At 54.8% G+C, this 12944-nt stretch carries 11 protein-coding genes; 4 read left to right on the top strand and 7 right to left on the bottom strand.

Translation table 11 applies throughout. The features are described 5' to 3' along the window. The coding region (locus ABD851_RS15325; RefSeq protein ID WP_344980876.1) for an LLM class oxidoreductase at nt 1-236 on the bottom strand (236 nt) is incomplete at its 3' end. Between the two features lie 187 nt (nt 237-423). On the opposite strand from ABD851_RS15325, the gene ABD851_RS15330 reads away from it, so the two are divergent. Then, the gene (locus ABD851_RS15330) at nt 424-1317 is read left to right on the top strand and encodes a LysR substrate-binding domain-containing protein (RefSeq protein WP_344980879.1); all 894 of its coding nucleotides are present in this window, start codon (nt 424-426) and stop codon (nt 1315-1317) included. A gap of 29 nt (nt 1318-1346) precedes the next feature. On the opposite strand, the gene ABD851_RS15335 is transcribed toward ABD851_RS15330, so the two are convergent. Further along, nucleotides 1347-2291, bottom strand: a complete 945-nt coding sequence (locus ABD851_RS15335) for an aspartate carbamoyltransferase catalytic subunit (protein WP_344980882.1) — start codon at nt 2289-2291, stop codon at nt 1347-1349. A 45-nt stretch (nt 2292-2336) separates the two neighbouring features. Further along, nucleotides 2337-2867, bottom strand: coding sequence for a bifunctional pyr operon transcriptional regulator/uracil phosphoribosyltransferase PyrR (pyrR, locus tag ABD851_RS15340; RefSeq protein ID WP_344980883.1), 531 nt, complete (start codon nt 2865-2867; stop codon nt 2337-2339). A gap of 245 nt (nt 2868-3112) precedes the next feature. Here pyrR and ABD851_RS15345 point away from each other — a divergent pair, with 245 nt between their 5' ends. Then, nucleotides 3113-4933, top strand: coding sequence for a MutS-related protein (locus ABD851_RS15345; protein ID WP_344980884.1), 1821 nt, complete (start codon nt 3113-3115; stop codon nt 4931-4933). 110 nt (nt 4934-5043) lie between these two features. Here the strand turns inward: ABD851_RS15345 and pruA are convergent, their stop codons facing one another. Next, nucleotides 5044-6669 carry an L-glutamate gamma-semialdehyde dehydrogenase gene (gene pruA, locus ABD851_RS15350; protein WP_344980886.1) on the bottom strand — a complete coding sequence of 542 codons (1626 nt, stop codon included), beginning with the start codon at nt 6667-6669 and terminating at the stop codon, nt 5044-5046. Between the two features lie 134 nt (nt 6670-6803). Here pruA and ABD851_RS15355 point away from each other — a divergent pair, with 134 nt between their 5' ends. Then, complete coding sequence (locus tag ABD851_RS15355; protein ID WP_344980888.1) at nt 6804-7799, top strand: hypothetical protein; 996 nt, start codon at nt 6804-6806, stop codon at nt 7797-7799. Nucleotides 7800-7848: 49 nt separating this feature from the next. Here ABD851_RS15355 and prfB read toward each other — a convergent pair. From prfB to ABD851_RS15370, 3 genes are all read right to left on the bottom strand, one after another. Continuing rightward, a protein-coding gene (gene prfB, locus ABD851_RS15360; RefSeq protein WP_344980890.1) for a peptide chain release factor 2 occupies nt 7849-8938 on the bottom strand; the annotation gives its coding sequence in 2 pieces (ribosomal slippage) (nt 7849-8889 and nt 8891-8938; 1089 coding nt in all). 148 nt (nt 8939-9086) lie between these two features. Further along, entirely contained in the window at nt 9087-9599 is a 513-nt protein-coding gene (locus ABD851_RS15365) for a DUF3276 family protein (protein WP_344980893.1), read from the bottom strand. A 92-nt stretch (nt 9600-9691) separates the two neighbouring features. Continuing rightward, nucleotides 9692-11524: an ABC transporter ATP-binding protein gene (locus ABD851_RS15370; protein ID WP_344980895.1), complete on the bottom strand. Its 1833-nt coding sequence runs from the start codon at nt 11522-11524 to the stop codon at nt 9692-9694. Nucleotides 11525-11699: 175 nt separating this feature from the next. Between ABD851_RS15370 and ABD851_RS15375 the strand changes: the two genes are divergently transcribed. Next, on the top strand, nt 11700-12716 hold the full coding sequence (locus ABD851_RS15375; RefSeq protein WP_344980897.1) for a LacI family DNA-binding transcriptional regulator: 1017 nt from the start codon (nt 11700-11702) through the stop codon (nt 12714-12716). The last annotated feature ends 228 nt before the right edge of the window (nt 12717-12944 follow it).

Consider the following 12944-nt stretch of genomic DNA (forward strand, 5'->3'; position numbering starts at 1 on the left):
GCAAACGGGATCACCTCCTGGCCGACGATATAGGAGGTCGGCAGCAGTATGTTCCTAAAGCCCATCCGGTCCGCCGTCTTTATGATGTCCGCACAGTGGGGGTAGTTGCTGCGACGCGAGGGGTCCACCGTCCCCAGAAACGCCGTATCCCCGCCGCACAGATCGTCAAACCAGGATACCTCGCATACCCGCTTCTCGGTACGCGCCGGAATTCCTTTTATGGCTGCCTGTAGCATGATATATGGTTTTGCTGTACCTACAAATCTCTTCAATCAGCATTTAAATCTAAAATTATTTATTCTTATGGGTTATTGCCAAAAATTATGCTGGGCCACCTACCTTTCTGCGAAGGTACCGGGAGCAGTCTTCCAATTTATCCCGGATAGTGCGGAATTAAAAAAGGATTACCTTTGACGGGCTATCATGGAGGATTTTAAATTAAAGGTATTTCATTCTGTAGCTAAGAACAGAAGCTTCACCAAAGCTGCTTCAGAGTTGTTTATTACCCAACCGGCCGTTACCCAGCAAATCAGGAATTTAGAGCAATCGCTCGGCGCACGGCTTTTTGAGCGCATCGGCAATTCCATCGTGATGACGCCGGAAGCAGAGGTTTTATTCCGGTATACCAATGAGATCATGCATCTGTATCATGAATGCACGCTTGAGTTGAGCACCATGAAGAACCGGCCTGCCGGCTCCTTTTCCCTGGGCGCCAGCACTACGATCGCCCAGTACCTCATCGCCCCCGTATTGGGCTCTTTTCAGAGCAAGTTCCCGAATATCACCCTCAACCTGCTGAGCGGGAATTCGGAGACGATCGAAAATGCGGTATTGTCCAAAGAGATCAGCCTGGGTATCGTGGAGGGCAAGCGACATCACTCCGATCTGAAATATTCCGAATTAACCACCGACGAGCTGGTGCTGGTGACCCATACGAAAAGCCGCTTTTCCAAAAATAACCGCATCAATCTGGAAGATCTTAAGAAAATACCCATTGTCCTGAGGGAACGGGGATCGGGTACGCTTGAAGTGATCGAAAGCGCATTACAGGAACATGGCATCCGTTTTTCCGATCTGCTTGTCATCATGCATCTCGGCGGCACGGAAAGCATAAAATCATTTCTGGAAAATTCTCACTCGGTAGCGTTTCTGTCAAAACGGGCGGTCCAGAAAGAAGTAAAATACGGGGAATTAAAGGAGCTTCCCGTCAAGGGTTTTCATATCCTCCGGAATTTCTCGTTTATTCATCTGCATGGACAGCCGGACAAGTTCTCGACCATGTTCATGCGGTACGCCAAAAATCATTACAGCCCGTAGTAACGGGAAAGACTGATCATGAAGGCGTTTCAATTTCCGGATACGATCTCTCCACGTTTTCCGGCGAGCAGGTAAAGCACGGCCATACGGATGGCTACGCCGTTCTCCACCTGGTGCAGGATAATGGACTGGCCGGAATCGGCCACATCAGAGTTCAGTTCCACGCCCCTGTTGATCGGGCCGGGATGCATGATCACGATCTCCTTCTGCAGGCTATCCAGCACCTCACGGCTCACCCCATACACCAGGTTGTATTCCCGCAGGGAAGAAAACAGCGGACTGTTCTGCCGCTCCAGCTGTATACGCAGCACGTTAGCCACATCGCACCACTGCAGGGCTTCCCGCAGGTTGTAGGTAACATTTACGCCGAGGGCCTCCGCGATATAAGGCGGGATCAGGGTTGGCGGACCGGTGACGGTAACCTCCGCGCCCAGCTTTTTCAGACAATAGATATTGGAAAGGGCTACGCGGCTATGCATGATATCGCCTACGATCGCCACCTTTTTACCCGCTATTTCGCCCAGCCTTTCCCGGATGGAGAAAGCGTCGAGCAGGGCCTGGGTGGGGTGCTCGTTGATACCGTCGCCTGCATTGACAATGGCCGCCTGGATATGTCTGGAAAGAAAATGAGGGGCGCCGGAAGCAGAATGACGCATGACCACCATATCCACCCGCATGGCCAGGATATTGTTGACCGTGTCGATGAGGGTCTCCCCTTTTTTTACCGAGGAAGCCGAGGCCGTGAAGTTGACTACATCGGCAGAGAGCCGCTTTTCCGCCAGCTCAAAGGATATCCGTGTACGGGTAGAATTCTCGAAGAACAGGTTTACGATAGTGGTGTCACGCAGGGTGGGCACCTTCTTGATCGGGCGTTTGAGTATTTCCTTAAAATTATCGGCAGTCTGGAAAATAAGTTCGATATCCTGTGCAGTAAGGTCTTTGATACCGAGCAGATGTTTGACGGATAGTGTCATTAAAAAGCAAAGTTAAAATTCCTGTCGCAGAATGCAAATTCCTTTTTATCCGATCAGCACCACCTCTTCCCGCTGATCCGGCTCCTGCCAGAAAACACGTACCCGCTGCGAGATGATGGAGTCGATGGTCTTTCCCACATAATCCGGCTGAATGGGCAGCTGCCGGCTGAAGCGCCGGTCGATCAGCACCAGCAGCTCCACCCGCTCCGGCCTCCCGAAATCGAGCATGGCATCCAGGGCAGACCGTATGGTGCGGCCGGTATAGAGCACATCGTCCACCAGGATGACCTGTTTCCCTTCGATAGAGAACCCGATATCCGTACGCGTGGGAATATGCAGCTCCGCGCCCTTGTTGTAATCGTCACGGTAAAAGGTGATATCCAGCCGGCCATAGGGCACCGGCGTACCGGGACGCAGCTGCAGCAGCCGCTGAAAGATATGGTCGGACAGCCAGATACCGCGGGGCTGCAGTCCGATCAGCACCGTATCGGCAAGATCCGGATGATTCTCGATCACCTGATGGCACAGCCGGTCAATCGTGATGGCCAGTTGCTGGCGGTTGAGTATAGTCTTCAAAACAGCGGCTTTTAGCGGCTTCAAATTTAGCAAAGTTAGCGCTTGCAGCCGCCATATTTACCCGTTTATATATTTCAACCGTTTGAACCCTATCTTAGCGGCACCAACAGTCCTCAGGCTGCCGGCCGCTCACCTGCCGGCGCTGCCGGATCTGTTTAGCATCCCAAGTCCGGAATTTAGGATTACCTTCCTGACGGATAATCTTAGACTTTGGATCTCTGACTTAAAACGTAAACCTATTGCCGATGAATCCCGAAATCTGGTACCGGCAGCAGCTGGAGAAGCTGGAGGACCGGGCACTCCGGCTCCGGCGGCGTAACGGCAGACTCGCCGCAGGACGCCTCCTCAGCTTTGCGGGCGGCATCCTGCTCTTCTTCGTCCTGCTGCCCGTTCAGCTGCTGCCGGCCGTCATCCTGCTGCTGCTCTGCTGGGCAATCTTTGCCTGGCTGGCCATAAAAGATAGCGACAGCCGGCAGCAGCTTTCCCATATCCAGGTGCTGAAAAAATGCTGCGAAGAAGAGCTGCAATCGCTCTCGGGCGACCAAAGCGCTTTTGACGACGGCGCCGGCTTCCGGGAAAGGGATCATCCTTATACGGCCGACCTGGACATCTTTGGCCCTTCTTCCCTTTTCCAATATCTCTACCGGGGCACCAGCCCCTTTTCAGCCGCATGCCTGGCAGACTGGCTTTCGGGGCCGGCTACACCGGAAGATATCCGGCAGCGGCAGGAGGCGGTGGCTGAGCTGCAGCCCCTGGCGGGCGGCAGGCTGGAGCTGCGCGCCCGCGGGCGGTCGACGCGTCTGCAGCCGGACGACTGGCAGCGCATCCGGAGCTGGATAGCGGCGGAAGCGGACGACGCCCTCCCCGCGTGGAGCAGGCTCACGCGCGTGCTTCCCTGGATATCGCTGGGGGCGGTGTTCCTTATTGCCTTCACCCATTCGTCCTGGCAATGGCTCTGGCTGCCCCTGCTGCTGCATGCCTGGCTGGCCAGGCAGGTCAACAAAACGGTATCGCCCGCATACCGGCAGCTCTCCCGCTCGGTGGATATCATCAGCAGCACCGAAGCCGGCATGATGTGGATGGAAGCGCAGACCTTCCGTTCCGCCTGCCTGCAGACACTGAAAGGGCGGTGCCGCCACGGGGAGGAAAACGCTGCCTTCATCCTGCGCCGGTTAAAAAACATCCTGGACCGTCTGGACTACCGGCAAAACCCCCTGGTACACCTGCCGCTTAACCTGGTAACTTTCTGGGATGCCCGCCAATACCGGGAGCTGCTGACCTGGAAGCGGCAGTACGGGGCTGTGCTGCTGCAGTGGACCCGGGTGCTGGCCGAGACCGAAGCGCTCTGCAGCTTTGCCAACTTTGCCTTCAACCGGCCCGGCGTGGTGTTCCCGGAGCTGTCAGAACGGCATTTCACCCTCGAGGCTACGGCGTTGGGCCATCCCCTGCTTCCCGACGGCAAATGCGTCCGGAATGACGTAGCGGTGCAGGGAGCCGGACAGGTTTTGCTGGTCACGGGCTCCAATATGGCGGGAAAAAGCACCTTCCTACGGACGGTAGGCACCAACATCGTGCTGGCGCTGGCCGGCGCGCCGGTATGCGCCGACCGCTTCCGGGTATCGCCGGTGAAAGTATACAGCAGCATGCGCATCGCAGACAACCTCGAGGAAAACATTTCCACTTTCTATGCCGAGCTGCGCAAGCTGGAGGTGATCCTGCAACAGGTACGGATACACGAAAAAGTATTTTTATTGCTGGACGAGATATTCCGCGGCACCAACTCGCAAGACCGGCATACCGGCTCCCGCGCGCTGATCAGCCAGCTGCTGCGGGAAAACACAGCGGGCATCATCGCCACGCACGACCTGGCCCTTACCAGTATGGAGCAGGATTATCCGGGGAAGCTGCACAATTATCATTTTGACGTGCAGGTGAGGGATGAGGTGCTTTTTTTCGACTATAAACTGAAAACAGGCATCTGCACCAGCATGAACGCATCGCTGCTGATGCGGAAGATCGGGCTGGAGCTCCCTCCGCAGGCGGGAGAGGCAAAAGGCAAAAGGTGAAAGGTGAAGGGCATTTTAAAGTTTAAAGTTCAAGGTCTAAGGCTTCCTTCCAGGCAAATTAACTTTAAACTTTAAACCTTAGACTATTGAATCTCAAACCAGAAACTTCCCTATCCGAGAAAAGGATACCGGTAATCGGTGACGGGCACAAAGGTCTCCTTGATGGTGCGCGCGCTGAGCCAGCGGTACAGGTTCAGGAGGGACCCGGCCTTGTCGTTCGTGCCGGAAGCGCGGGCCCCGCCGAAAGGCTGCTGTCCCACTACCGCACCGGTGGGTTTGTCATTGATATAGAAGTTGCCCGCGCTGTTTACCAGACGGCGGGTGACCCGTTCTATCACCTGCCGGTCCCGTGCAAAGAAAGCGCCGGTAAGGGCATATCCTGAAGTGCTGTCTGTCAGCTCCAGTATTTCTTCAAACTTATTGTCGTCATACACATACAGCGTCAGCACCGGACCGAAGATCTCCTCGCAGAGGGTGACATACCGCGGATCGCTGGCCTCGATGACGGTGGGCGAAATAAAATAACCATCCGTTTTATCGTACTCCCCTCCCACCAGTATGCTTACGCCCGGATCCTGTTTGGCGCGGTCAATATAACCGCTGATCTTATCAAAAGCACGTTCGTCGATTACCGCATTGATAAAGTTGCCGAAATCCTCCACCGGTCCCATCTTCATGGATTTCACCGCCGCCACCAGCCGCTCTTTTACCGATGCAGCCAGACTTGAAGGCAGATAAGCCCGCGATGCTGCGGAGCATTTCTGACCCTGGTATTCAAAAGCGCCGCGGGCCAGGTTGGCCACTACGGCGTCCACATCGGCCGAGGCGTGCACCAGCACAAAATCCTTACCGCCGGTTTCGCCGACGATGCGGGGATATGATTTATAAACCTGGATATTTTCGCCGATGGTTTTCCACATGGTCCGGAATACGGCGGTGGAACCGGTGAAATGAATACCTGCAAAATCGGGATGCGAAAAACAAACCTCTCCCAGCACCGGTCCGTCCACATAGATCAGATTGATCACACCGGGCGGAAGACCGGCTTCGATAAGCACCTGCATAAACAGCTGCGCGGCAAATACCTGGGTATCGGCGGGCTTCCACACCACCACATTTCCGCACATCGCCGCTGAGCAGGGCAGGTTGCCGGCTATGGCGCTAAAGTTGAATGGTGTTACGGCCAGCACAAATCCCTCCAGGGGACGGTATTCCATCCGGTTGTTGACGCCGGGCGGCGAATAGGGCTGCTGGGCATATATTTCGCTCAGGTAATGCACGTTAAAGCGCAGGAAGTCGATCAGCTCGCAGGCGCTGTCGATCTCCGCCTGAAAGGCATTTTTGCTTTGCCCCAGCATCGTGGCGGCATTTATGGCATACCGGTAGCGGGTAGCCAGCAGCTCCGCTGCTTTTAAAAACACGGCCGCCCGGTGTTCCCAGCTCGTATCCGCCCACTGCGCGCGGGCAGCGAGCGCAGCCGCTATGGCTTGCTCCACGTGCTCACGGCCGCCCTGGTGAAAGCTGCCCAGCGTATGCTTCCGCTCATGGGGAGGATGCAGCGCTATCTGCCGCGCTGTCCGCACCTCCTCCCCGCCGATATACATGGGAATATCCGCAACCTCCTTCTTCATGCGATCCAGCTGCGCTTTCAGACCGGCCCGTTCGGCCGTGCCCGGGGCATAGCTGCGGACCGGCTCATTTTCCGGCTTGGGAAAATAGAAATAAGCATTGTTCATGACAGACGCTTTTTGCAAATATAGGATTACTGCGGAGATTGGCCGCCCGGCGGGAAAAGCTGCGGGAAAGCCATTCCCGATTTGCTTGTTCCGGAAATATGTGCTTTTTTTGAAGTTCACTCCGCAGACAGCTTATGGCTTATTTTCTCTGGTACTGTGTGCACGTTTTCCGGCTGGCTGCGCATGTGCTGCGGACCAGAAAGCGGGAAACAAAACGCGCTTGGGGCCTGCTCTCCCGGATCGAGGAGCGGCAGCAGGGCCGGTTCGGCAAGGCCACCCGGAAAAAGATCGCCGTTTATCACGGTATTTACACTCCGATGATCTGCGACGCGTTTGCCAGGCTGCACGGACGGCTGACCCATACGGCAGAAAAAGACCGGCTTTTTCATTATTTCATTGCCAGCTCGTTGTATGACGATTTCACCGACGAGCAGATGTTCTCCCCGGAATCGCTCAAAGCCATTATGCTGGAGCCGCAGAACTGGAAGGCCGGTTCCTTCGACGAACGCGTCTTCCTGGATTCGCACCTGCTTTTATGCGAGAGTGTAAAGGACAGGGAGGGTTACACCCGTCTTCTCCGCGAGATGACCATCGCCCAGCTCAGCTCGCGTGAGCAGGAAGGTGAAAATGAACTGACGGATGAAAGGCTGCAGGAGATCACCTTCCGGAAGGGGGGATATTCGGTGCTGCTCTGCCGCTATTACCTGGATACGCCGGCCACTGCAGCGGAAGACGCCTGCTGGTACCGGATCGGCGCTATTATACAACTGACCAACGATCTTTACGATATTCATAAGGACCTGCAGCAGCATATCAAAACCCTTCCGGACCGGATGCAGGACGCATACCGCTTTGAAGCTTTTTTTCTTCATCAGCTGCAGGAAATGAAAGACGATATCGGGCGGCTGTCCTTTCCCCGGCAAAGGAAGCAGGAGTTCAGCCTTGCCATGGCCGGTATTTATGCTTTCGGGCTGATTGCGCTGGACCAGCTGAAAACGCTGCAGGACAGGAACGGGCATCTGCCGGAGCTGGCCACCCTGCCGCGTAAAACGCTGATTATCGATATGGAGAAGCCCGGCAATATTCTGAAATGGTTCCGTTATACCTACCGGTATGCAAGGATGATTTGATGATTTGATGATTTGGCGATTTGATGATGGAAGGACGCCGATGAGATGCTTATTCCGTCTCCTTCTGCAGCATCAGATAGGCTTTTATAAAGCCGTCCAGCTCCCCGTCCATCACCGGCTGCACATTGCCTACCTCGTAGTCCGTACGGTGGTCTTTGATCATCTTGTAAGGGTGGAATACATAGGAGCGGATCTGGGAGCCCCATTCGATCTTTCGTTTGCTGGCGTTGGTGGCGTTCTTCAGCTCCTCGCGCCTTCTCAGCTCTTCTTCATACAGGCGGGATTTGAGCATGGTCAGCGCCTTTTCCCGGTTTTCTCCCTGGGTACGGGCCTGCTGGCATTCCACGATGATGCCGGAGGGAATATGCTTCAGGCGGACCGCCGTTTCGACCTTGTTGACGTTCTGCCCTCCTTTACCGCCGGAACGGTAAAATTCCCATTCGAGATCCGCCGGGCTGATCTCCACCGCTATGGAGTCGTCCACGAGCGGATATACAAACACGGAAGCGAAAGAAGTATGACGCCGGGCATTGGCATCAAAGGGTGAGATGCGTACGAGACGGTGCACGCCGTTTTCCGCCTTGAGCAGGCCGTAGGAAAACTCTCCGTCAAATTCGAGGGTGGCGGATTTGATACCGGCGCCGTCGCCGTACTGTACGTCGATCTCGGACACCTTCCAGCCCTGCTTTTCGCCGTACATGCGGTACATACGCAGTAGCATCTCCGCCCAATCCTGGCTTTCGGTGCCGCCCGCGCCGGAATTGATGGTCAGCAGGGCCGGCAGCTCATCTTCGGGCTGGTTGAGGGTGGATTTGAACTCCAGCTCCTCCAGCTCGGCCTGGGCCTTTTGGTAAGCTTCTTCCACCTCGGTCTCCGAAGCCTCGCCTTCCTTGTAAAAGTCAAGCATCACGCCACAATCCTCTACCGCAGTATTGACTTTGTTATACAGGTCTACCCAAAAACGGTTGACCTTTATTTCTTTCAATACGGTAGTGGCCCGTGCCTGGTCGTCCCAGAAGCCGGGGGAAAGCGTGAGCTGTTTGTCGTTTTCTATCTTGGCGTTACGTTCAGGGACGTTAAAGAAACCTCCCCAGGACAGCGATACGGTCCCTCATAACCTTTAACTGATCTTGTGTCATAGCGGCGCAAAACTAATTAAAATTACCGGATCACAAAGCTTTGCCGGCGGCAAGCCTGTAAAAAAAGCGCCCGTCCTGCCTAAGGCAGGACGGGCGCGCTGATCGGTTATTATCTGTACGGCCGGGCGTGACTGCACCGGCTGTGGTCTTACCATTTATCCACTTCTTCATCATGCGAAGCGGAAACAGGCGCCTCTTCCTCCTTTACGCTGCCTTCTTCTCCGGCATCGGACATTGCTGTGGCATCCTCCTCGGGAGCAGCAGGTGCCGCATCTTCCTGCACCGCCGGCGCCTCGTAATGAACGGCGCCGTCTTCATGACGGTGGCTGGTGTAGCCGTCCCCGTTCTCGAAATGCTCGTCGTTGTCATGATTAAACGCGTCAAAATCAAAATCCGGCATCAGCTCGGTCTTTACATAATCAATGGCTTCGGTAAGGGCATTCAGGAACTTGTTAAAATCTTCTTTGTAGAGAAATACTTTGTGCCTGTCATAACCATTGTTGTCAAACCGTTTCTTGCTCTCCGTGATGGTCAGGAAGTAATCGTTTCCGCGTGTGGTCTTCACATCAAAGAAGTAGGTCCTTCTCTTTCCCGCTTTCAAACGTTTGGAAAACACACTGTCATTGTTACGCTCCTGTTGATTGTTGTTTTCGTACGCCACAGTAATAAGTTTTAATGGTTTAAAATAGCCCTGTTAGATGATCAAGAAACAAATATACTATTGTTTTCCAAATATCAAAATTTTTTAATGGCTTATGCGGGAGCCCCGTCATTATCTCCCGAAACCCGCTGCTGCTGGGCATAGAGGCCTGCATAATATCCGTTTTTTGCCAGCAATTCCTCATGGGTACCCCGTTCTATGATGGTACCGTTATCCAGTACGATGATCTGGTCAAATTCAAAAAGGGCAAATATCCGGTGTGTGATGATAACGGCTGTCCTGTCTTTCAGATAAGTATACAGCTGGGTAATGATCGTTTTCTCGGTTTTTGCATCCACGGCAGACAGGCAATCGTCAAAAACCAGCAGATTGGGATTTCTGATCAGCGCCCGGGCGATGGACACGCGTTGCTTTTGTCCTCCGGAAAGGGTTACCCCCCGCTCCCCCACCAGGGTATCGAAGCCTTCTGGAAAGCCATCGATATCCTTTTCCACAGCGGCCTGGCGCGCGGCCTGCCGCACCGCCTGGAGACCCGCATTCTCCGAACCAAAGCGGATATTGTTGGCAATGGTATCCGAAAACAGAAATACATCCTGTGGCACATAGCTGATCTGGCTGCGCAGGCTTTCGAGCGAAAATGTTTTCAGGGGAATATCGTCTATGCGCAGCTCCCCCTCGTCGGGATCGTACATGCGCATAAGCAGCTGGGCCACGGTGGACTTGCCCGAGCCGGTTTTCCCGATGACGGCTATTTTCTGACCCGGCAGCACTTCCAGGTCAAAATGTTTCAGCGCCTGTATACCCGTATGCGGATAGGTAAAGGAAACGTCCCGGAAGCGGACATGGCCGCGGACCGGCGCCGACCGGCCATTACGGGGCGAACGGATGGCCGGTTCGGTATGCAGGAACTCGTTGATTCTTTTCTGGGAGGCCGCCGCCCGCTGGATCATGGCAGCCACCGATCCTATAGAGGCAACGGGCCACATCAGGAGATTGACGTACACCACAAACTCGGCGATGCTGCCGACTGTGATATTGCCCCGGATGGCCTGTATGCCGCCGATCATTACCGTGAGCAGCGTGCTCAGGCCGATCATCAGCTGCATGGTCGGGAAATAGATGGCTTCCGTCTTGGCCAGGTTCAGGGAGCTTTTGCGGTAATCTTCGCTGGCCGCTCCGAAATGAACACCGGCTGAGGCTTCCTGCACATAGGATTTGATGACGCGGATGCCGGAATATGATTCCTGGGCCTGGGTGGTGATGGCCGACAGCTGCGCCTGTATTCGCTCGCTTTTCCGGTGGATGAGACGGTTCACATAGTAAATGGAAACGGCCAGCAGCGGCAGCGGGGCCAGGGTATAAATCGTCAGCGTTACATTTACCCGCAGCATGGCGCTCACCGACATCACGATCAGCACCACCAGGTTCACCGTATACATGAGGGCAGGGCCCACATACATCCTCACCCGGGATACATCTTCCGAGATGCGGCTCATGAGGTCGCCTGTATTGTGCAGCTTGAAAAAATTCAGGTCCAGCTGCTGGTAATGCCGGTAAATGCTGTTCTTCAGGTCGTATTCGATAAAACGCGACATCACGATGATCGTCTGCCGCATAAAGAACATGAACAGGCCGCGCAGCAGGGCCATCGCCAGCAACACCGCACCGCCATATGCCATTAGGCGGACCAGGGATGCATCGTTCATCCAGGCAAAGGTGAAGCGGAGGAAATCATTTTGCGGGGGAATAATGCGCCGCTCACCGCCCGGCCGGCCGATATTGCCGCCCACAAAATCCAGCAGATAGCGGATCACCTGCGGCGGAAGCACGGCCAGCAGATTGGAGATGACTACAAACAGAATACCCAGGATCAGCCTTCCTCTGTATTTGAAAAAATATTTATTGAGTACCTTTAGGTGTTGCATATTATTCTTCTCCCTCCGTGGGCAGGATTCGTGCCGTTACATCAACTGAAAACAAAGTTAGGGAAGAAAACCTATCCTGCCTCATTCCGCCGCCTCAGGCGGAAGGGACGGAACGGACGTTTATTCATAACCGGCAGCCGGAGAACGGCCTGCCGGTCAGATATTTGAATTATTCATGCAGAAGATTTCTTTGAAGGATTTCGCAAAGATGGCCGGCGTATCTCCCACAACCGTGTCCTTTGTGTTAAACGGAAAGGCAGAACAGATGCGGATCAGCAAAGCGCTGGCCGGGAAGATCAGCGCGCTGGCCGAAGCTACCGGCTATGTGCCCAACCAGATCGCGGTAAGCCTGCGTACCGGAAAGTCCCGGATGATCGGGCTGATCGTGGAAAGCATTTCCGGACATTTCTTTGCTTCCCTGGCCCAGACCGTAGAAGCCGAGGCCGGGCGATTCGGCTATAAGGTCATCTACTGCAGCACGGAAAACGATTCCCAAAAAGGACGGGAAATGCTGCGGATGTTTGCGCACCGCCAGATAGACGGATACATCATTACCCCGGCGGCCGGGATGGAAAAAGATGTCCGCTCCCTGGTCAACCAGCAGAAGCCTGTGGTGCTGCTGGACAGCTATTTCCCCGACTACAGCATGCCGCATGTGCTGGTAGATAATTATACAGGAGTAAAAAAAGGCATCACACACCTGCTGAAAAAGGGACGCCGGCACATCGGCTATATCACGGTAGACCTCGATCTTATCCAGATCAGCCAGCGGGAATCCGCCTACCGGCAGACCCTGAAAGATCACGGCATCCGCTACAACCCGCAGCATGTCCTCAGACTACCCTATCCCGTCTGCGGAGAAACCGCCATTCCCGAGATCACCCGCTTTATCCGCAGCAAGCCGCAGCTGGAGGCGCTTTTCTTTGCCACTAACTATCTGGGGGTGCTCGGTCTGGAAAGCATTGCCGGGCTGGGCCTGCGTCTGCCGGATGACCTGGCCATGGTTTGTTTTGACGATCACGATCTTTTCCGGCTCTATCCGCCGGGCATCACCGTCATCAAGCAGCCGGTAGAAGCCATCGCCACCAGGGCCGTACAGCTGCTGATGCAGCAGCTCGGCGAAAAAGGTCTTTCGGCCCGGAACACCCAGGTACAGCTGCCCGCCAAACTGGTCGTCCGGAAGTCGAGCTGACCTTACAGCCTGACGATGTCCGCCCGACCTCAGAAAGGTACCGCGTTACCCAACCGGCTACGGTAAGCCTTATAAAAAAGCCTGGTCCGGCCTGAGGCCGGACCAGGCTTTTATGAACGGTTCGTCATGATCTATTTATCCAGGGTCGTTGGCTTTACCACCGGCTACTGACCGCTGGACTACTTACTGACCGCAGACCAACGACGGTTATTTACCCACAATTGACCG

It is taken from the genome of Compostibacter hankyongensis (assembly GCF_039541075.1).
GTDB lineage: Bacteria > Bacteroidota > Bacteroidia > Chitinophagales > Chitinophagaceae > Compostibacter > Compostibacter hankyongensis.

Excerpts from the sequence above, each read along its gene's own strand:
- ABD851_RS15345 (WP_344980884.1), top strand. The coding sequence starts at position 3,113 with ATGAATCCCGAAATCTGGTACCGGCAGCAGCTGGAGAAGCTGGAGGAC.
- ABD851_RS15330 (WP_344980879.1), top strand. The coding sequence starts at position 424 with ATGGAGGATTTTAAATTAAAGGTATTTCATTCTGTAGCTAAGAACAGA.
- ABD851_RS15355 (WP_344980888.1), top strand. The coding sequence starts at position 6,804 with ATGGCTTATTTTCTCTGGTACTGTGTGCACGTTTTCCGGCTGGCTGCG.
- ABD851_RS15335 (WP_344980882.1), bottom strand. The coding sequence starts at position 2,291 with ATGACACTATCCGTCAAACATCTGCTCGGTATCAAAGACCTTACTGCA.
- ABD851_RS15370 (WP_344980895.1), bottom strand. The coding sequence starts at position 11,524 with ATGCAACACCTAAAGGTACTCAATAAATATTTTTTCAAATACAGAGGA.
- ABD851_RS15375 (WP_344980897.1), top strand. The coding sequence starts at position 11,700 with ATGCAGAAGATTTCTTTGAAGGATTTCGCAAAGATGGCCGGCGTATCT.
- pruA (WP_344980886.1), bottom strand. The coding sequence starts at position 6,669 with ATGAACAATGCTTATTTCTATTTTCCCAAGCCGGAAAATGAGCCGGTC.